Origin of the sequence: Enterococcus raffinosus (assembly GCF_019175485.1) — a bacterium.
GTDB classification, from domain to species: domain Bacteria; phylum Bacillota; class Bacilli; order Lactobacillales; family Enterococcaceae; genus Enterococcus_A; species Enterococcus_A raffinosus.
In genome coordinates this window covers 526,533-546,467 of record NZ_CP072888.1, presented here as the reverse complement: position 1 = coordinate 546,467, position 19,935 = coordinate 526,533, and the positions used below count along the sequence as shown (strand labels likewise).

Annotated in this window: 15 protein-coding genes and 1 pseudogene; 7 read left to right on the top strand and 9 right to left on the bottom strand. The window is 39.1% G+C overall.

From position 1 onward, the window contains the following. Nucleotides 1–16 precede the first annotated feature (16 nt). Together J9537_RS02695 and J9537_RS02690 are read right to left on the bottom strand one after the other, a co-directional pair. Nucleotides 17–1,837 carry a SpaH/EbpB family LPXTG-anchored major pilin gene (locus J9537_RS02695; RefSeq protein WP_218256650.1) on the bottom strand — a complete coding sequence of 607 codons (1,821 nt, stop codon included), beginning with the start codon at nt 1,835–1,837 and terminating at the stop codon, nt 17–19. Nucleotides 1,838–2,353: 516 nt separating this feature from the next. Further along, a pseudogene (locus J9537_RS02690) lies at nt 2,354–3,457 on the bottom strand (tyrosine-type recombinase/integrase). A gap of 853 nt (nt 3,458–4,310) precedes the next feature. Here J9537_RS02690 and J9537_RS02685 point away from each other — a divergent pair. After that, entirely contained in the window at nt 4,311–4,694 is a 384-nt protein-coding gene (locus J9537_RS02685) for a hypothetical protein (RefSeq protein WP_218256649.1), read from the top strand. A 45-nt stretch (nt 4,695–4,739) separates the two neighbouring features. After that, entirely contained in the window at nt 4,740–5,306 is a 567-nt protein-coding gene (locus J9537_RS02680; protein WP_218256648.1) for a DUF2922 family protein, read from the top strand. A gap of 512 nt (nt 5,307–5,818) precedes the next feature. On the opposite strand, the gene J9537_RS02675 is transcribed toward J9537_RS02680, so the two are convergent. The 3 genes from J9537_RS02675 to J9537_RS02665 all read right to left on the bottom strand — a co-directional run bounded on the left by J9537_RS02675 (nt 5,819) and on the right by J9537_RS02665 (nt 10,010). Further along, nucleotides 5,819–7,651, bottom strand: coding sequence for a DUF4365 domain-containing protein (locus tag J9537_RS02675; protein WP_218256647.1), 1,833 nt, complete (start codon nt 7,649–7,651; stop codon nt 5,819–5,821). Between the two features lie 521 nt (nt 7,652–8,172). Next, entirely contained in the window at nt 8,173–8,658 is a 486-nt protein-coding gene (locus J9537_RS02670; protein WP_218256646.1) for a rhodanese-like domain-containing protein, read from the bottom strand. Between the two features lie 425 nt (nt 8,659–9,083). Further along, nucleotides 9,084–10,010: an FAD:protein FMN transferase gene (locus J9537_RS02665; RefSeq protein ID WP_218256645.1), complete on the bottom strand. Its 927-nt coding sequence runs from the start codon at nt 10,008–10,010 to the stop codon at nt 9,084–9,086. Nucleotides 10,011–10,156: 146 nt separating this feature from the next. Between J9537_RS02665 and J9537_RS02660 the strand changes: the two genes are divergently transcribed. Genes J9537_RS02660 through J9537_RS02650 form a run of 3 tightly spaced genes read left to right on the top strand, consistent with a single transcriptional unit; the run spans nt 10,157 to nt 12,970 of the window. Then, nucleotides 10,157–11,143, top strand: coding sequence for an ornithine cyclodeaminase family protein (locus J9537_RS02660; protein ID WP_218256644.1), 987 nt, complete (start codon nt 10,157–10,159; stop codon nt 11,141–11,143). A gap of 33 nt (nt 11,144–11,176) precedes the next feature. Further along, on the top strand, nt 11,177–11,389 hold the full coding sequence (locus J9537_RS02655) for a tautomerase family protein (RefSeq protein ID WP_218256643.1): 213 nt from the start codon (nt 11,177–11,179) through the stop codon (nt 11,387–11,389). Nucleotides 11,390–11,401: 12 nt separating this feature from the next. Further along, nucleotides 11,402–12,970 (top strand): L-serine ammonia-lyase, iron-sulfur-dependent, subunit alpha, encoded by a 1,569-nt coding sequence (locus J9537_RS02650; RefSeq protein WP_218256642.1) that lies wholly within the window; start codon nt 11,402–11,404, stop codon nt 12,968–12,970. Nucleotides 12,971–13,072: 102 nt separating this feature from the next. On the opposite strand, the gene J9537_RS02645 is transcribed toward J9537_RS02650, so the two are convergent. Then, complete coding sequence (locus J9537_RS02645; RefSeq protein ID WP_218256641.1) at nt 13,073–13,612, bottom strand: prolyl-tRNA synthetase associated domain-containing protein; 540 nt, start codon at nt 13,610–13,612, stop codon at nt 13,073–13,075. Between the two features lie 206 nt (nt 13,613–13,818). Here J9537_RS02645 and J9537_RS02640 point away from each other — a divergent pair, with 206 nt between their 5' ends. Together J9537_RS02640 and J9537_RS02635 are read left to right on the top strand one after the other, a co-directional pair. Beyond that, nucleotides 13,819–14,685 (top strand): LysR family transcriptional regulator, encoded by an 867-nt coding sequence (locus J9537_RS02640; protein ID WP_218256640.1) that lies wholly within the window; start codon nt 13,819–13,821, stop codon nt 14,683–14,685. Nucleotides 14,686–14,803: 118 nt separating this feature from the next. Further along, entirely contained in the window at nt 14,804–15,679 is an 876-nt protein-coding gene (locus tag J9537_RS02635; protein WP_218256639.1) for a sulfite exporter TauE/SafE family protein, read from the top strand. A gap of 35 nt (nt 15,680–15,714) precedes the next feature. Here the strand turns inward: J9537_RS02635 and J9537_RS02630 are convergent, their stop codons facing one another. From J9537_RS02630 to mngB, 3 genes are all read right to left on the bottom strand, one after another. Beyond that, nucleotides 15,715–16,140, bottom strand: a complete 426-nt coding sequence (locus tag J9537_RS02630) for a phosphate-starvation-inducible PsiE family protein (protein ID WP_010746872.1) — start codon at nt 16,138–16,140, stop codon at nt 15,715–15,717. 153 nt (nt 16,141–16,293) lie between these two features. Continuing rightward, nucleotides 16,294–17,172, bottom strand: coding sequence for a fructokinase ScrK (gene scrK, locus J9537_RS02625; protein ID WP_218256638.1), 879 nt, complete (start codon nt 17,170–17,172; stop codon nt 16,294–16,296). Nucleotides 17,173–17,198: 26 nt separating this feature from the next. Next, nucleotides 17,199–19,874, bottom strand: coding sequence for a mannosylglycerate hydrolase (gene mngB / locus J9537_RS02620; RefSeq protein WP_218256637.1), 2,676 nt, complete (start codon nt 19,872–19,874; stop codon nt 17,199–17,201). Nucleotides 19,875–19,935: the final 61 nt, after the last annotated feature.

The window sequence follows — 19,935 nt, the reverse complement described above, 5'->3', positions numbered from 1 at the left end:
CCTTTCTGTCCTCTTTTTAAACTGCTCGGCGTTTTTTATCAATAGCGATTGCTGCTGTACCAATAGTGATTGCTCCGATTGCGATGATGATGATTAGCATTGTGCCAGTACCACCGGTGAATGGTAGTTTGGTTTTCGGTTCATTTACTACAGTAAGTTCAACAACATCCTCTGTATGTGAAGTAGGAGTTACAACAACTTCTCTAGGAGTCTTCAATAATTCGTATCCTTCTGGTGACGTGGTTTCTACTACCCAATAAGATTTTTTAATGTCTGCTTCATCCCACGTTGCTTCAGTCGGATCATTTGGATCTTGTTTTCCATCAGAGGGATTTGTTCCTCCAGGATTATCAGTAAACCAATCTAATTTCAACCCATCAAAATGAGCATTACCATCTTTATCTGATTCAGAAGTTAAGTATTTCACTCCTGTTGGTAATACTGGATTCGAAGAGCCATCATCATTTAAGGTATAAGATTTTCCATCTGATGCTAAATACTTCTTCGCTTTTGCATCATCTTCTGTTAATGCAATATGGAATACTGCTCCTGATAAATCTGCTCCTGCTTTATCAGTCTTTTTAATATCAAATCCACCATTGTAATATTCAGGCTCATCACTAGTATCAGAGAATGGCTCTTGACCAGGAATCAAATAATCAATATCATATTTATTCGTGATTTTTCCATTGAAATCTTCTTCTACGGTTGTTTTATAAATTACACGAATATGGGTATCTTCATCTTCGGTGACTTTTTTCATACCAGCTTCTGTCAAACTAACTTGTACTTCTTTTGCGTCTCCATCAGTCATATTCGTTACTGGGTGAGCAGTAACTGCTGAACCATTTAATTCAACGTCAAAGTGAGTCCCAATGGTTAAATCTGTCCAAGTTGTACCGTCATCATCCGTTACTTGTACAACAATGTCTTTTAGCAAGATACTGGTGTTCAAATCATCGGTGATGCGGAAGTAATCTGCATACAATTCATATGGAAACGGTCCAGTAATTTCTAAGTTAGCTGCTGGCAATCCAGTTACTGGATCATGCATTCCAGTAATAGTCATTGGTTCATCGATAATACTTAACAACCCAGATGGTAACGCTGTCGTAGCTTCCCATTGAAAATCTTGGCCTGCTCTGATAGAGTAACCTTTCCCACCTTCAATTGTTTTATCCAATTCAGTGTCTGTCACGATGTTCTTCGGATGAACATGCACGTCATAAATTAATTTAGATGTATCATCACGTTTTGTTTGTGGTAAATGAACAAAGAACGGGTCCATTGGTTTGTTGATTTTAATCCCTGTGTCTCCAGAATCTGGATCAGTGTAGGTGTACTCGCCATTGCTATCCGTAATTTCTCGTACTAAATAAATCCCATCGGCCGACTTCCCTGTTCCAACATCAAAGGTTAAACTTCCATCGGCCGCTGTTTTGCCAGTTTGTCGAGTGAATGAAGTATCCACTTCCCAATGCGTGCCCTCTACTTGTTGCAAAGGATCCGTTAAGTCCGCATTGCCAAGTGCCTTTACTTTGATAATTTCAAAATTGACATCTTGCATCACTTTTTTTCCGGCTAAATCAGGAGCGACTGCTGGATCCAATGATTCGCCATCACCGCGTTCTCCTAATTCTGATGCACTATTAATTTCATATTTCCAAATTGTAATCGATCGCTTAGAGGTATCATCGGATACCGCATTTCCACTAACATTCTGTGTCGGAGGTGCCGCATATACTGCACTCCCTGCACTTAACGCTACCCCACCAAACATTGTCAGTAGACCTAAACTAACTGCAGCCCAACTTATCCATTTTCTTTTCGTTTTCATAATTAAACTCCTTTGCTCTTTTTTTGTTTTTCACTCCTAAATTAGTTAAAATAAGTACTAAGAACAGGTTGCCGCCGTATTCTTAATTACTTATTTTTTCCAATACACAAATGGTGATTTTTTACGTCCAGTTCTGTATTGGAAACTAATGAAAACTAGTATGTCTGTCCTTCGATAAACATACCTCCTTTCAAAAGCTAGAATCACTTCATCATTTTTGTTAAAATCTCTAGTTTTCAATTAAATTATTGCCTATTTTCTTCTTAGTCTTATAAAAAACTAGAAAAGTGCGACAACCCTTGATAGATCAAGAATTGTCGCACTTTTTGACGAGAAATGACGGCTTATTTATAATTGCTAAATGGCCCACATGCATTTCTTTAAAAACATTTATTATTTTTGAAAAATAATTATTCAATAAATGAGTATCTTATTTTAGAAAGCGCTTACTTATAAAGGTAAAAAAGAATACCCCAAAATAAAAAAGAATTTTTTTGAAAATGTTTTCATTCGCGTTTAACTGATCAAACGATCCAATTGTTTGATGACCTGACAACGTTGTTCCAACATCGCATCTACATAGGTGTCTAGTGTCATTTGAGTAGACGCATGGCCCAACAATGCACTAACCGACGGGATATCTCTGTTGACCTCTAAACAGCGTGTCGCAAATGTATGGCGCAGCTGATGGAAATGGACAGCTGGAAGCTCTGCTTTTTGGCGAATACGATGGAAATGGTATGTCAACAGCCGCGGCTCACAAGGTTGTCCGTTGGTTGAAAAAACAAAAGTTCCTTTTGACTGTTTCCGATGGCTCAGTTATAACTTTTTTAAGGTTCTACTCATTGGAATCATTCGAACCGAGGCTTCCGTTTTTGAATCTGTTAAAACCAATTGTGTCCTTCTATTAAGAGCAATCGTCGGGATTCTTTGGTAGGTATCGTTGACTACTATCAAATTGGATTCAAAATCAATATCTGTCCATTTTAGAGCAGCAATCTCTCCAATTCGCATCCCAGAATACAGAGCCAATAGTGTTGGGATGCCATACCCTTTCTTTTCTTTGACCGCAACCTCCATAACTTTTTTCTGTTCTGAACGGGTCAATGCTTGAACTTTTCGTTGTTTTGCTTTTGGAACCTTTAGTTCAGAGATAGGATTCATAGTGATTTTCTTCTTTTTTTTCGCATGATTGAGGCATTTATTGAGTATTCGAAAAATGACCTGGACCGTGGAACGACACAATGTTTCCTGCAACTTTTTAAGGAGCATTCGACCAGACTCTATCGATAATTCATTCAAAGGAACAGTCCTCATTATTGGAAAAACATACTTCGTTAATTTGTAGTGATAGCTTGAGAGCGTTGATGGTTTAACCTCATCCTGTACCTCATTGAACCATTCCTCCGCCCACTCCTCAAAGGTTTCGGCAGAAGTGCCCTGGATTTTCTGTAAGGATTGATAATGAATTCGAAGGGGATATATTTTTTGTTTCACCTCGGTATAGCTCTTTCCATAGACATAGCCATATTTGATGTGGCCATTGGCTTTTCTGCCTTTGGGAAAACGTCCTTCCCAGCGACCATCTTTTCGAAAATAGATATTTTCACCTTTACGCATGAAAAAGTTCCTCCTATATTGACGGCTTAATTGACGGTGTATTAATTTCAATTTTTTTACTATTCTTATTTAAAAAACAATAAAACGAGCTTATCTATCAACTTTTTATCATGTTTAAGTATAAATATAATTATTTTTATGATTCATATTGCCTATTAATAATTAATAATATATAATTGATTTATGAATTGTTTTTGATGTATTGAATAAATAAGTTATTTTATTTTAATGCATCTTGTATATTTCTAGTTTTTTATAAGACTAAGTAAAATTTTCGAACGAAAAACAAATGTAACAGCATCTAATAAATAAGGTATCTCGCGATAAAATATCTTTTACCCAAACAGAAGATGCGTTTGTATTATATGTTTATAATGTTTTTTTGTCATTAAATTGTGAATGTAATTACAAGAGCCTTCTCTTTCTTTATTTTAATTACATGTCACATTTTGGTTCCCTTACTTATCCTAATACTTTTAGTAAACGGTTATGTTTGAAATCAATTCAAAGGACTATACCCTTAATACATAGAAAAAGCTGATCACTTTGCAAATTAAGTGATCAGCTTTTTCTATGAGTTCTTTTACACCTACATTCGAAAAATAGAAAATCTTTCATTATAAACCATCTATGTTTTTTTCTCTAACCGAAAAATTTTTATTTCCCCCTCAAAATAGCTTGTTTACATTCTGAAAAGCCTAATTTTTCGTTTCAAACGTGCAATTTTGAGGGGAAAAGTGTTATTTTTGAGGTTCGCTTTTATTTTTGAAATGCTTTATCTTATAGTCATCGGCCGAATGTTTTAAGAAGAATTATCTATCATCTTTCAAACCAAAAATAAGGAGGAGATCCCATGAATGAACAAGTTCTTTCGTACCGCCAATTGTTCAACTTAAAATCAACAACCTTAGAAAAACGCATCAAAGACTATTATTACAGTACGCAAAATAGCAGCTTAACCATCAAATACATTCTCACTTTGAAAGTACGGCATCAGCTAGGTGCGGAGGAGTTTGCCTTCATTCTGAAGGATCTTGTCCGTGAGATTTTTATGAACACCAAAGCCACTCGCACCATGAAGCGCTTCTTTTATTATTTTCAGGATTACTTCATGGCACCTGAATGGCAAGCATTAAAACTGAGAACCTTCCCTGTCCGTAACTTTGGTGAAAAAGCCGTATCCTTTGTCCGTTCCTTGATTGCAAAAGTCCGTCCTGATGAAACGAATGAACCTTGATGAAAAAGACTCTACACAAAATATTTAAGAAAGGAAAAGAATGATATGCAACAAGATTTAGTCGCGACCTTTACTAACGGTCTAGGAAAAACACACGACTGGAAATATAGCAATTTAAAGAATGATCTGCCAATCCCCGTCATCAAAGAAGCTTGCGAACTCTTAACCACGTTGGATATTTTTGAAGAAAATGGCGTAAAACTATTTGATTCTGTCGTTACAGCCAAGATCGTAACCACCTATGAGACAGAAATTTTTGATTTAGAAAAAGACCCAGATTTTGGAATAAAGCAGGTAGAACAAGAAAAAACCGTAGAAAAAAATGAACGATTCGCTTTTAACACCCCTGAAGCCTACGAGTATTTAGTTGATGAATCAAAAAAATCGATTGAGGGAAGAATCGAGGAATTAACAGAAGCGAAAAAGAACTCTCTCTTATCACCAGAACCATCACTTGCGATCAAAAACCGATCCATTACTACTGAAAATTCTACTGAAGCAGCTTCTCATCAAAAAAGTACAGTGAAAAACATTTTTGCTTGGATGCATAAAAGAATAACAAGAAACAAAGACGATCCTGACATTCACACCCGTGATCCAGAATCGCCCTAAGTAACTCTTGCTCTTTCAAAATTGAATATGTTTATGATGCCGTAAGAGACAACTAATTTAGACAGGACTGCCTAACAGAATCACCTGCGATTAAAAAAATCGCAGGTGATTCTGAAAAAAAATGAAAGGTATTGAATGACTTATTTCTATTACTCCAAAAGTTGTTACTAATTTCTTCAACTTCTGTAGCTTTCCTACTAGTAAAAGTAATGATAATTTCTACTTTCTATTTTTTATCACTTATTTTATTGCTCAGAACAACATTACTTGTGCTATAGTTTTAATTAATGGAGGCGAAATCTATGGAATTCTCAATGATGATTAAAATTATTTTGTTTATCCTTTTTATTACCACCTGTATCTTTGGATTAGCTTCTCTGTTACTGAGAAAATGGAAATAATCCTAATAAACGTAAGAAGTTGGCCTTGAATAGTTTACTATTTTACGTGGTAAGTTCTATTATTCGACTGATTTGTACACCTGTTTTTCTTAAAAAATCAAACTTATCATTCTAATTAACCAACAATCGGATCAACCGATCTTCATTATAATCTGCGATCATCTCGGTTAAATCTCTTAGAAGATCACTTTCACGAATTCTTTTTCCGTCAAAGGAACCTTTGTATTGCCGAACAATTGCTTTAAGGGTGTCGAACATATCCGCCAAAAAGTAGCCTTCAGTAAGCGTGTCATTTTTCTGACTTTGCTTAATCTGGAGCAAATCTTCGGTCAAAGCTTCTTTCTTCTTTTCGTACCATGCTTTTGAAGCGTTACCGCCGATAGATAATTCTGCTTGAATTAACTGGTCAAAGCTCTGGAGTAAATGATCAAATGTTTCATGAGGAATATGATAGAAATCTTTTTCCTTCATGTACTCTGCTAAATAGTGAAAGGTGCTGGCTAATTCAGCATTGCTATTCGGATATTGAGTGAGTTTATATTTTGGGATAAAAATTTTCTTTTCGATTTCTTCCTTCGTCAATGTTTTGTATACCTTAATCAGCTTTGTTCCGAAAAGTCTTTTTTTTCTAACTGTAAATTCGTTTGTAAGAAATTTGGGAAGCAGATCATTTACAAAAAAAGCATACGTATCTGCTACATTGTAGGGTTGCTCAGGCTTATCCATCTCTTCCTGATAATCGATATACTCCCAAATTACATCCACAACCAATCTTTCAGAATCAGAAGGCGCCTGTCGATAACTCCCATAAACATTAAACAATTCTCGGCCACGTTCATCCTCTACTCCGATTCGATTGTCATCCTCGAACGGTGTAAAAATGTAGCCCTCACTATAGGCCCCATTGCTCGTTTGGTACTTTTTCACATGTGCTCGAATATCCTCCCACAAATCTACCTCAAGCTGCATTAGCTTAAACTTTCTATAGCTGCCGCGATAAGGCTCAAAGGCAAATGACTCTAGTTTTTTCAAAAAACCAGTAATCTTTTCCACGTATTTGTTGATGAATATATCAATCACGACGCAGAGCTCGTCTACCTCATCCGGATACAAATAAGCGATACTATTTCCAAAATCTGCAAAATATTGATCTATTTCATCCAAATACAATTTAATGAACTTACGCATCCCTAATCTTGCCTCTGTTTCTTTGCCAAAATAGAATAGCTCCAATATCTCCTTATGGGTAAAAAAGAGTTCATCCTCATTTTTTTCTTGGTGACGAGCGAAACGAAGGACACATCCTTCTTCTACTTTTTCATCCGACCGTTCAGGGTAAGAGGCATTCAGATGAACATTTCTATAGCTGATATCTAGAGTGTTTTCATCCTCCTCCACAATGAGCTCATCTGAAAAATAGTCCTCTTTAGAAAAATTCTCCATATCCATACTTGTCCTCTCTATCACTCCTGTAAACAGAAAATGATCGAATCGATTCATACGTTTCAACATAGCTGCAGGAATTTCTTTTCCTCCTTGTAACTGGTTTCTTTTAGGAACAAGAAGGACAATGGTGTCTTGTTTTTTTGATAACTCCTTAATTCTTTCAAACAGCTGTACAAAAGGATCTACCCAATAAATCAATCCCTTCTCAGAATCAGCGTAAACTAAAAAAGTAATGCTTCTCTTTTTAAACCACCGCCGCACGGATGCCGTCTTAAGCTCCAGAGATATAGACTCTTCATCTTCGGAAACCTTCTTTGTGTCTTTATATTGAACAAAAAACTCTCGCCCCTCAGCTGCTTTGTCTGAAAAGCACGAGCAGAAGAAATCAATACCATAATTATCCTGTAATTCATTCACGGTACAGAACTCTGATAATCGAGCACTTATTAGCGTACTTGGATTTTCCATCGTTGGTACAGCTTTCATTTCTACTAGCAATGGTTTCCCACCCTTCCCTTATTCTCGTTCCGATCATAACGAAACGGTACACATTTTCAATAAATATCCTTAGTATTGAAAATAACACTTTTTCGTTAGTTAGTAAATACTATATAGTTCATAAATAGCTTTAAACCATAGTTTATTAATTTAAACAAAATTATAAAGATAACGACTAACTTCCAATAAGAGACTCTTCGTAAAAACAATAACACCTATTATTTCTATCTTTATTCTATTAACTGAACTTTATAATCCTTTTTTATTTGCTTTTTTGATCGTTCATTTATAAGGTAAGATAGAATGTTTTAGCGGCTAGTCTCGCAACAACACACAAAATCTTTTGGAATTACTATTAAGCAAAAATTCAGGATAAATTCGGTGTGGCATGGGAACTAAATGTACAACAATAAAGAAGACCTTAAGGCAGCTAAAACTGACCTAAGGTCTTCTCTTTGCTTTCTACTTTAGTGATTTCAAACACACACAGTAATAAAAAGAATTTCTCAATCAAGAGTCTTCTAATCCGTCACCCAAAGCTTATTATCATCCTTATACGGCCATTTCTTCGCACCGTTCTCAACGATGAATAGACGGGATTCATCAATTCCTTCATCGATCAATAGTGAGATCGTACGTTTTGCACCGCCTCCGCCACCAGGGCAGACTACATAAATCGGGTGATCGCCATCTTTGAATTGATCAGCGTTATCAACGACTAATTTTTCCAACTCTTCCGTATCTACTGGATACGCAGGTACACTGATTGAGTTCGGCAGGTGTCCTTTTTTATAGTCGTCTTCTGGTTGAATATCAATAATCTGATAATCGGTTGAATCATCAGTTTCAAGTACTTTTTTCATGTCTTCAGGAGAAATCATTTGCCATTCGATATCTGCTTCTGCACGATCTTTCTTTTCTTCCTTTTTGTCGTTATTTGAACATCCTGCTACTACCAATGCAACCATCGCCAAAGCGATCAATAATCCACTTACTCGTTTTTTCATTTTTCAAAATCCTTCTTTCGTTCTAATTTTTGTTTGGATCACTTGCTTAATGAGCCTTCGCATTCCATCCGCCAAAAATTTCCCACGCAAATAAACATACTGTTTTGGTATGCATTTTGAAGGTATCTACTTGTGTGATTAATCACATATATCTTTTGAGGAAAAGAATGCTAAATAAACTCGCTTAGAGACTCTAAGTTGAATTTTGCCTCATAGTCATAGTCGTTTTGGCATTTCTTTCACCTCCTGTGCCCCATGTAAGGGCTATCTCAATCAAAGTATATAGAAAGGAAAACGCTTTTTCAATAACAATTCGTAATTAAGAGCAATGTTGCAAAATCTTTTATATCCAATAAAAAAATTGAATAAAATCACATTTTTCCAATTAAAAAAAGACACAGAAACGATTGTCTGTGCCTTTGCTGTCATAGCTCGATTCTTCCTTTTAACCCATCACTGATTGCCATTTGCTGATCTGTGGTAATGACGATGCCCTCGATTGCTTCGAGCTTATTTAGTTCCGCTATTACTTCATACGCTTTTTTTCCAAATAAACGCGTTGTCCAGATTTCACCATCTAAAGATTTTTTTGAAACGATCGTTAAACTGGCAAGATCCGTTTCTATCGGATATCCTGTTTGACTGTCAAAAATGTGATGATAGGTTTTCCCCTCCCAGACAAACTTTCGTTCATATATGCCCGATGTTACGACAGACTCATCCTTCACTTTGACCACCGCTACATAATTTCCTCGTGGCAGGAAGGGATTTTGAATCCCAATTCGCCAACGTCCTTCTTCTCGTTGCGGCGCGGGACCATAGGTCAGCACATTCCCGCCAAGATCAATGAAGCCGGCCTTTGCTTGTGCGGCTTTAAAATCAGCAATGATTTTATCGGCAAAATAGCCTTTTGCTAACGCCCCCAAGTCTATCGCCATCCCTGGATGCTTCAGGTAAACAGTCTTTTTGACGTCCTCTAATTCAATCGCAGAGGGATCAATCAACGGAAGCAGATTCTGAATTTTTTCCGCCGACGGATACTTCGCGTCTTGGAAGCCTACTCGCCACTCTTGAATCAAAGGGCCAATAGCGATATTCAGTGCACTGTCTGTGACCAAACTCTGTTCTTTTCCTATTTTGATCAATTCATACAGTTCATCATCCACTTTGACTGGCTTAAGACCTGCGTGATGATTGATATTCATGAGTTCAGAGTCCTCTGCATTCGCGCTAAAGCGCTGTTCAAAGTCACGCAGCCGAGTCTCAGCATTTACTAACAAGCTTTCCGCTTCAGGATGTTGGACCCAAAGCTTGATCACGGTTCCCATCAAATGCAGTGTTTTTTCATTCATGTTTGCGTTCCTTTCTTTTTCTCCTATCAATCAGCTTAATAGATTTCTAATCAGAACAAAAGAGAAAGTTCTGGAATTACTTTGAAACCGTTAATGTAATCGCTTATACTTCTAGGTGTGAAAGAAAATTTCTAAAGGGGGATTTTATGTTACTTTTATCTCGAGAAAATATCAAACAAGTTTTTACCATGAAGGACGCTATCGAAGCAGATAAAATTGCCTTCCAATTATTTAGTGAAGACAAAACAGATGTACCTTTACGTACGCAGATCGTTTCAGAAAAACAGAATGGGACGTTTTTATTCATGCCTTCTTATGCACCTGATTTGGATGCGGCGGCGCTGAAAATTATCAATATTTTCCCAGACAATATTGATAAGGGCTTGTCATCCGCCCCTGCTCAAGTGCTATTAGTAGATGGCAAGACTGGCTACGTGAATGCTCTACTAGATGGTGTCACTGTTACTCAACTTCGGACTGGTGCCGCTTCTGGTGTCGCCTTTGATGTTTTGGGTCGAAAGGATGCAAAAAAAGGGGCATTGATCGGAACAGGCGGACAAGCGGCGACTCAGCTGGAAGCCATGATTTGCGCTCGTGATTTAGAAACGGTCCATGTTTTTGATCAGAATCCTGAGCGGACAAAAGCCTTCGTCGATCAAATGAATGTGGAGCTTAGTGACTATGGAACAGAAATCTTACCTGCTGAGACTTCTGATGAAGCCATTCATGAGGCTGATTTGATCGTTACGGTCACTCCTGCTTCCTCTCCTGTTTTTGACGGCAGCAAAGTTAAGGCTGGCGCGACGGTCAGCTGTGTTGGCTCTTATCAGCCCCATATGCAGGAAATGGATCCGGTAATTTTAGAACGGGCAAGCAAGATCTATTTCGATTCAGAAGAAGCCGTCCTTTCTGAAGCTGGAGATATTCTGATCCCATTAGAGGACGGAACAATCACCAAAGACGACTTTACTGGCGATATCGGTGAAGTCTTGATGGGAACAGTCGGTGGGCGTGAAAATGATGAAGAAATCATTGTTTTTAAAACGGTTGGTATCGGGGCCCAGGATTTGGTCACTGCACAAAAAATATATGAACGAGCTCTTAAAGCAAACGTTGGTACAGAATGGAATTAACTAGAAGCTTAAAAAGATTAGGAGGAAAAAATCATGCCACATTTATCAGTCAGATTGTATCCTGGACGTTCGAAAGAGGTAAAACAAGAGTTTGCTAACAAGTTACAGGATTTAGTTGTAAAAGAATTGGGCTGCAAGCCAAATGTTGTATCTGTCTCATTCAAAGAAATTGAAAAAGAAAAATGGCACGATGTGATCGAGGATGAAATCGCCGGCGAAGATGTTTATATCGAATCGGATTTCTAAGGGGGATCGCCAATGAAAGAACATGCGAGTATTTTTAATGATGTTTTAGGACCAGTCATGATTGGGCCCTCCAGTTCTCATACGGCGGCTTCTGTCAGAATTGGGCGTGCGCTGCGTCAGATGGTCGCTGGAAAAATTACTTATTTTCAAGCGGATTTTGATCCAGAAGGCTCGCTGGCAGCAAGCTATATCACCCAATGTTCCGATATCGGCTTAGTGGGCGGCCTGTTGGGGATGGACCCAACAGATGGCCGACTGACACGTGCGATTGAAATTGCTAAAGAAGACGGCATGGAGATTCTTTTTCGTGTCGTTCCCTACGAGAATAATCATCCGAACACCTACAAGATGACGATTAAAACAGATCTTGATGAGGTCTTGGATGTTGTTGCTCTTTCTGTTGGCGGTGGCATGATCGAAATCACAGAGATCAATCACTTCGCGGTTGAGGTGACCGGCGGCTTCTATGAAACACTGCTTTTTGGCAGCCAGTTCACACTTGAAGAAGCCGAATTGTCCAAAAAAATTAGTAAATTCTGTTTTGCGGAAATCAAAGAGCAGGCGGGTGAGACCTTACTGCACATCAAAACTCAGCAAGCTCTTCCTGATGACGAAGTGACTTGGTTGAAGCAGCAAATGACGGTCAATCGAATCATTGCCTTCGATCCCGTTCTGCCAATCATGTCCCAAAAGGAACCAAAAATGCTTTTTTCAACCGCTGAAGAAATGATTGCGCTGGCGAAAAAAGACAAGCTGGACTTAGCAGATATGGCCTTGCGCTATGAAAGTCATCGGGGCAGTATTTCCGAAGAGGAAGTGTACCAAAAAGCTGAAGCGATTCTTGAAATCATGATCAACGGCATCAAAATCGGTTTGGCAGGTACTTCTTATGAAGACCGCATGTTGGGGTCGCAGGCACCGAAAATTCAGGCGAATCGACAGAAGCTGATTGGTGATGATTTGCCCGCAAAAATCATCGAAAATATTTCAGCGTTAATGGAAGTAAAGAGTTCAATGAATGTCTTTGTTGCGGCACCTACTGCTGGTTCGTGCGGAGCCTTGCCGGGAACATTGATCGCTGTCAGCGAGTATCAGAAAAAATCTCACGATGACTTGGTTCGGGCGTTGCTTGCGGCAGGAATGATCGGTGTCTTTATCGCAGAATATGTCACTTTCGCCGCGGAAGTCGCAGGCTGTCAGGCGGAATGCGGCTCAGGATCAGGGATGACAGCGGGCGCACTGGTTCAATTAATGGGCGGTACCATAGAAGAGGCAGTGAATGCCGCTTCTATGGCCTTGCAAAATGTATTCGGCATGACCTGTGATCCCATTGGTGTGCGGGTGGAAGTCCCTTGTCTTGGGAAAAACATGATGTGCGGAATGAATGCTCTTGGTGCAGCAAATATGTCCTTAGCCGGATATGATGTCGTTGTGCCATTGGACGAAACAATCGAGAGCTTTAATAAAGTCGGTCGGATGCTTCCATCAGAATTGCGTTGCACCGGTCACGGAGGATTGGCACAAACACCTTCTGGACTAGCGATCGCTGAACGCTTAGGCTGTCCGTTGGATTGCTGTTGATTCCTATACAACTATAAAAAAGACGAGTCCCCTCGTCTCAGACTGTAGACAAAAGACGACCCAAACTCGTAGTTCGAGTTTGGGTCGTCTTTTTATATGTTTTTATAGTTCAATAACCTTCGGCTGTCTGTTCACATGTGGTAAAAACTTCTTCAGCACATCTTCTGTTTTCAACTTTAAATATCCGGTGGTTGTTCCATCGCTGCATCCGTAGTATTCCTGATCACAGACATCTTTATCTAGAACAAGCTGAACTGGCTTTGCTTCTGGCAAGAGTGTACTGAAAATCGTGGCTGCTCCAATTTTTGTCCCCAACAGCTTCTCCATCCGCTCAGCCGATGCAAACGATACTCGAGCAATAGCTAACGCCTGACTAAATTCCTTCGATTTAAAGGGCTTATCCCCACAGGTGACAAACAGGTAAAAATTCGTTTTTTGACGATTACATAAGAACAATGTTTTTACCATATCCATCTCTAACCGTTCATTGATTTGGCGGCAGTCCTCCATCGTAATCACTTCTTCTGTTTCCACTCGTTGAAAATCCATTTTTAGTTCTTCTAAGACCTGATAAACCTTTTCCTGCAAAGGAGTACTGCAGGTGGCTGGCACGCTTGTATAAGCTTCACTGACTAAAACCATTTTCCTCATTCCTATTCCTAATTTTATTTCTAACCAACAAAAAAGACTTCTTCCTTGAGTTGAATAGTTAATAGCAGTAATTTATCATAGAACTATCGATAACAAAAACGAATTTTTATCATCTTTAACATGAGGAAAACAGATGGAAGACTACGTATTTTCCGATTTTACCTTAATACAGTAGTAAACAAGGGGGGAAAACAAAGATGGACATGAATATTCAGAAATACATTGCTTTTGTGAAAACTGTCGAGTTAGGCAGCTTTACCAAGGCGGCGAAAATTTTGAACTATTCTCAATCTGGAATCAGCCGAATGATCAATGATCTCGAACAGGAATGGGGAATTACCCTATTAGAACGGAATCGTGCGGGACTGCGACTGACTTCAGATGGAATGAATGTTCTGCCTTATGCTAAAGAACTGGCGGAAAAATATCAGATTTTACAAAATCAACTGGCGGAGTTGGGACACTTAGACACCGGCTTGATTCGGATCGGCACTTTTTCCAGTGTCGCGACACATTGGTTGCCCGAGATGATTCAAAAATTTCAATTCGATTATCCCAAGATCGATTTTGAATTATTATTGGGTGACTACGAAGAAATTGAACAATGGATTCTCGATGGACGTGTTGACTTTGGTTTTTCTCGATTGCCAGCGGGTCATAATTTAGAACAACGATTTCTTCACAACGACGAACAGTTGGTGGTCTTACCACAGGAGCATCCATTTTTGTCAAAAGAGACTGTCCGTGTAACTGATCTAGAAAAACAACCTTTCATCCTTTTGGAGCGTGAAGGAACTTCCGACATTACCGAATTACTAGCCGCGAATCACGTTTGTCCTCAGATAAAATTTCGAACATGGGATGATTACTCGATCTTAGCAATGGTAGAAAAAAATCTTGGAATCAGTATTTTACCGAAATTGATTTTACAGCGAATTGTCTATCAGGTTGAAACGAGACCCTTAACCGAACCTATTTTTAGAAATGTTGGGGTCCTCTATCGAAAGGAATCTTTGCTGTCTTTAGCGAGTCGAGAATTTCTGAATAAGCTGCTTATTTTTTGAGATAAAACGACTTATCATTTGTTCGAATAGTTCAACGAATCACAAAAAATTCGATTTTTATGGTTTTTCTTTTTTGTTTATTGTTATAATTATAAGAAAAAGACCTACGGGAGGATTTATGGCACAGATTATTTTTTATGTTTTGATTGGTCTAATGATCTTTCAAGCGATCATGCTTGTACATGATGTTGTGACGCATCGTGATGATTTAGGACCAGGAAATTGGTTAATTAATGGGATTATTGGATTTATTGCGGATTTTGCGGATACGATCGGAATTGGTAGTTTTGCCTTAACAACCATGATGCTGAACGTAACTAAGCAAAATGATGACGATCGAAAATTACCGGGAATATTAAATGTGGGACACGCGATTCCTGTGTTAACTGAAGCTGTGATTTTCGTCACAGTTATAAAAGTTGATTCCTTAACCTTAGTTTCACTGATCCTAGCAGCTATTGTCGGCTCTTGGTTCGGCTCAAAGTATGTTACTAAACTATCAGAAACAGCTGTTCAGAAATGGATCGGCTGGGCACTATTGATTACTGCTATTTTAATGCTATTGCGTCAAACTGAAGTCATTGCCTTATTGGGTAAAGGAAACACTGCGATGGGATTAACGGGCATCAAGTTAATCGTGGGAATTATTGGAAACTTTTTCTTCGGTGCTTTAATGACGGTCGGTGTCGGGCTATACGCTCCTTGTATGGCGATGGTTTATATGCTAGGCATGACACCATTAGCTGCTTTTCCTATCATGATGTGCTCATGTGCAGGCCTTCAGCCAGTTGCTAGTATCAATTTTATTCGTGAGAAAGCCTACTCTAGAAAGATTGCCTTAGCGATCACGATCGGTGGGATTCCCGGCGTAATTATTGCTTCTCAATTCTTAATGAACCTAGATATTTCGATGGTTACCTATTTAGTTATTGTCATTATTTTCTATACAGGAATTCAATACATCTTAAAATCACGCAAAACTGCGGCAGCTTAAAAAAACGGTTCTGTGCCTAATGGGGACAGAGCCGTTTATTTTTCTAATCTATTTTCACCCTTATGAAAGGCCTTGACCTTTTCTAAAATAAATAAAACACCGACAAGAATCAAAATCGAGATAGATAGCAACAATGAGTTCATTCCATTTCCATGTGCCAGCAATAGCTCCCGCAAAATCGCTGTGATACTGATCAGAATCAAGTAACGAACGGGAATATGATGCCCTTCTTTGATATAGCGAAGAAGCATTAGAATAACCTCTAGTAAAATAAAGAGCGTTGCGATCTCGTCAATCAAAAGTGTTAGTTCGGACACATTGTTTAGCGGAATCACATGCATAATAATATTGATGATCCCTTCTGCCATGACAATTACTACAACGAGAATCAAGATAGCTAATAAAATATCCACGATCGTACTAATCGCTCGTTCGAATTTTGCAAAGGTATTGTTCTTCACCCCGTGTCCCCCTTTCTGGTTTCATTTAAATTATAGCAATTTTTTGATTAACTCAGAAAAGATACGCACTTGTTGAGAGAGAAGCATTTGCTATAAGTTGTCCATTCCACCAAAAAAGCCGCCAAGATTGACGGCTTTTTTCTTACTTTCTTCTTAAGAATGCAATTTTGCTTCTCGTGCCAAGGCTAGGCAACCGATCGTTCCGGCGTTGTTGCCTAATTTTGGTGTCACGATATAGTCTTCTAATTCTGGTGTTTTTACATATTCGTTCATTAATTCTTTGAAGCGAGCTCGAACCTTTTTGACTAAATGCTCCTGCTGCATCACTCCGCCACCGAAGATGATCACATCTGGTGAAAACATCAAGGTGGTGTTATAGGCGCACTGTGCAATGTAATCTGCTTCGATCTCCCAGTAAGGATCCTCTTCACTCAAATCTTGCCCTTTGCGACCTAAACGTTTTTCAATGGCTGGTCCTGCCGCCATACCTTCTAGGCAATGCCCGTGGAAAGGACAGCTGCCTTCAAAATCATCTTTAGGGTTTCTACTCACCAATACATGCCCCATTTCGGGATGACTGAAGCCTTCGATAAAGGTGCCTTTTTGCAGCGCCCCGCCGCCAATACCTGTACCGATCGTATAATAAACGACACTGTTGACGCCATCGCCACGCCCCTTCACGTATTCGCCGTAACAAGCCGCATTCACATCTGTCGTCCAAGCAATCGGCAGATCAAATTCCTTCTTCAACGCGCCGACAAAGTTATAGTTTTGCCACGCCAATTTTGGCGTTGAGGTAATATAGCCATAAGTTTTCGAATCACGATGAATATCAATGGGACCGAATGAACCGACTCCAATACTCATCAGCTGGTCCTCATATTTTTTGAAGAAGTCGATGACTAACGCCATTGTTTCTTCTGGTGTAGTTGTTGGGTAGCTGGCCCGTTCGATAATTTCCAGATCATTATTTCCTACAGAGCAAACAAATTTTGTGCCGCCGGCTTCGATGCCGCCAAATAATTTTTCCACTAAGCTTCACTCACAATCCTTTAGATTTATTCCACATACAAGGTCACGAATTTTGCGTGCCCGATGCTTTCAAGCTCTATTGTATCATTATTTATTGATAGCGGTTCCTTTGTTTTTTCTTTCAAGTCAACTTTTTCAGCCACTTTGATCGTTTGATTGAATTTGATTGTTGCGTGTCCGTTTTTTTCCAAGAATCCATTATAAAGACGTAAGATATAACCTGGACGGTTCTCAGCTTTTTTCAAGACGCTCAAAGTCAAATTCCCCTCAATTTCGAAGAGACTAAAGATTGCCGGCAACGTCTTCTCTACATCGCCTAAAGTGAAAATCAAACGAGAATTTAAAAACTCCGCATATTGATAGACTTCAATCGGCGTCACGGCTTGTTTTACCAGTTGCGCGACATTTGCTTGGTCAAAGCTTTCCGCAAAATAAGCAGCCGAAAATTCAAAGCTCAGTGTTTTGTGGAGTTGCGCATCGGGGGTAGCGATCACGGTTTCGCCAGAAGCACGACCGGGACGATACATTAGATTTTCTTTACCCATAAAACCATAGGTTCGGAAAATCGTTAAACGAATTGTATCGAATTGTTCGCCGATAATTTCATATTCCCGCACGCCTTTTGGTAGGACAGCAACCCCGCGACTGTCATCGAATAATCCCACGAAGGACTGACAAGTTTCAATAGCAATCGGTTGTTCATTCCATTGTTCTTTGTTGGCTTCCCATAAGGCCATTTCTTTTTCAAAAATGACCGGACGCTCCAAGGTACCAAATTGCTGATCAGCGATCGAGAATTTTGACGCGATGCCGGTATCAAACAAGACACAAACACGGTGACTATCTACATTTTGATTTTCAACAGTCAGTTTAAAGTCTAACAATGGTGATTGTTTCTTCATTGACAGCTCAAGTGTGATTGGTAATTCTGCAGAAACTTTTTTCTCAGCCCGTTCAGTTAAATCTTTTGGAACCTTCAGTAAGTATTCTAAACGGATCGTCTGATAAATATCCGATTGTTGAATCGTGACTTTAGGTTCAAAATCTGTTGACGAGATAATAAGATCCTTCGCTGGAGGTGAATAGTTGAAGGAATCGCCATCGTCTCCATTCTCTTCGATTATTCCTTGATTTCTGTATAAAACATTGCTGGCTTTGTCTAAAATATCTAAAGAACCGTTTTTATTCACAGTAATTTGATAATGATCATTTTCAATCGTGTGATTCGTATTTTCTCGTAGTGGTGCATGACTATTTCCTGAGAGATCAACCGTTAACTGTGTATACCCCATGCTTGGTACGTCTGTTGTTTCAATCACGATTTTTGCTTTATAAACTTTTTCAGGTAAATAGATTTCCTTAGTTGTATTCAAAACATTCCCTTGGTTCAAGACATACTCCGTTTGGTCAACCAACTCTAAAATGGTATAAGGCAACGAATTGCCTGCTTGATCAAGAATAGCAAAATCTTTTTGCGGCAAGTAAACTTCCGCTTCGATCACACCATCACGTGCTTTGTCGCAGGTATTGAACAGGGTGAAGGTAATTTCCTGCGCCTGTGGATTATTGATCGCCGTTGAAATTTGACGCAACGTCAGTTCTACAAGATTCATAGAGATATCTCGTGCCTGCTTGTAACGCATATAGACATCCTCATTGGTTGTATCAGAAACACAGGAACCAATCGAATCATGTGCGGCATTTTCAAACATTAATTTCCAGATTTCCTTGACTGTTTCAACTGGATACTCAAATCCCAATTGCATCGCCATCGTTAGAACAGGCTCCATTACATTCACCAAATAGTGTTGAATCTTCGTGTTCATCGCTTTCAAATCAGAGCGCGAGGAGAAGATCGTCTTGTGAATCCGCATCAGTTTTCCATTAATCAATTCTCCTGCGATTTCTTCTAATTCTGGATGCCGTTCTTTAACCGCTGCGATATAGTTTTCAATCGTTGAAAATTGCAGTTCATATTCACCTTGATACAATTCGTTCATTTGCTCAACCAATTTCGGCAAATTCTCTCTTACAGGTGCTTGATCAAATCCATTTGGAAAATAGACTTGATCGGTCGAACTGCGACCCCAAGTCGTCTTAAAGGGTTCTTGATGTAAAAATTCTGCTAAATCCGCTTCACGTTCAGGAATCGCGCCACCAATATAATAACCACTAGGGATTTGATAAACATTGACTACCGATCCATCCTCTCCACGCCATTTATATTCTGTATGAGTCACTTCATCATCGCTTACTCCGCGCCAAAACATCGTATCACTGATACCAAATTCATGATAAATTTGAGGCATACTAGCTGCTTGACCAAAAGAATCAGGAACGTAGCCAACATTCATGTAACCACCAAATGCTTCACAAATCTTCATCCCATACAACATATTTCGGACAATACTTTCTCCTGAAATCACAAGCTGATCTGTTTGAGTATACCACGGACCGATAATCAGCTTTCCTTGCTTGACAAGCGCTTCGATCCTTTTTCGATCCTGTGGACGCCATTTCAAATAATCATCTAACAAAGAAGCCTGCCCATCTAAAATGAAGCTCTCGTATGGATTATCTTTTTCTAGCTGGTCCAGGACCTTCTTCAAATCATGCATTAAATAGATTTTCGATCGGCTAGTAGTAAAATACCATTCCCGATCCCAGTGACTATGCGGTACCACGTGTACTGTTTTTTTCATGCAAACGTTCCTCTCATTTAGTAAAACAGGCACTCAACGATTTTCATCGCCAGTGCCTATT

Coding starts and splice junctions, on each gene's coding strand:
- mngB (WP_218256637.1), bottom strand. CDS start 19,874: ATGAAAAAAACAGTACACGTGGTACCGCATAGTCACTGGGATCGGGAA.
- J9537_RS02645 (WP_218256641.1), bottom strand. CDS start 13,612: ATGGTTTTAGTCAGTGAAGCTTATACAAGCGTGCCAGCCACCTGCAGT.
- J9537_RS02660 (WP_218256644.1), top strand. CDS start 10,157: ATGTTACTTTTATCTCGAGAAAATATCAAACAAGTTTTTACCATGAAG.
- J9537_RS02655 (WP_218256643.1), top strand. CDS start 11,177: ATGCCACATTTATCAGTCAGATTGTATCCTGGACGTTCGAAAGAGGTA.
- J9537_RS02665 (WP_218256645.1), bottom strand. CDS start 10,010: ATGAATGAAAAAACACTGCATTTGATGGGAACCGTGATCAAGCTTTGG.
- J9537_RS02685 (WP_218256649.1), top strand. CDS start 4,311: ATGAATGAACAAGTTCTTTCGTACCGCCAATTGTTCAACTTAAAATCA.
- J9537_RS02670 (WP_218256646.1), bottom strand. CDS start 8,658: ATGAAAAAACGAGTAAGTGGATTATTGATCGCTTTGGCGATGGTTGCA.
- J9537_RS02680 (WP_218256648.1), top strand. CDS start 4,740: ATGCAACAAGATTTAGTCGCGACCTTTACTAACGGTCTAGGAAAAACA.
- J9537_RS02635 (WP_218256639.1), top strand. CDS start 14,804: ATGGCACAGATTATTTTTTATGTTTTGATTGGTCTAATGATCTTTCAA.
- J9537_RS02640 (WP_218256640.1), top strand. CDS start 13,819: ATGGACATGAATATTCAGAAATACATTGCTTTTGTGAAAACTGTCGAG.
- J9537_RS02695 (WP_218256650.1), bottom strand. CDS start 1,837: ATGAAAACGAAAAGAAAATGGATAAGTTGGGCTGCAGTTAGTTTAGGT.
- J9537_RS02650 (WP_218256642.1), top strand. CDS start 11,402: ATGAAAGAACATGCGAGTATTTTTAATGATGTTTTAGGACCAGTCATG.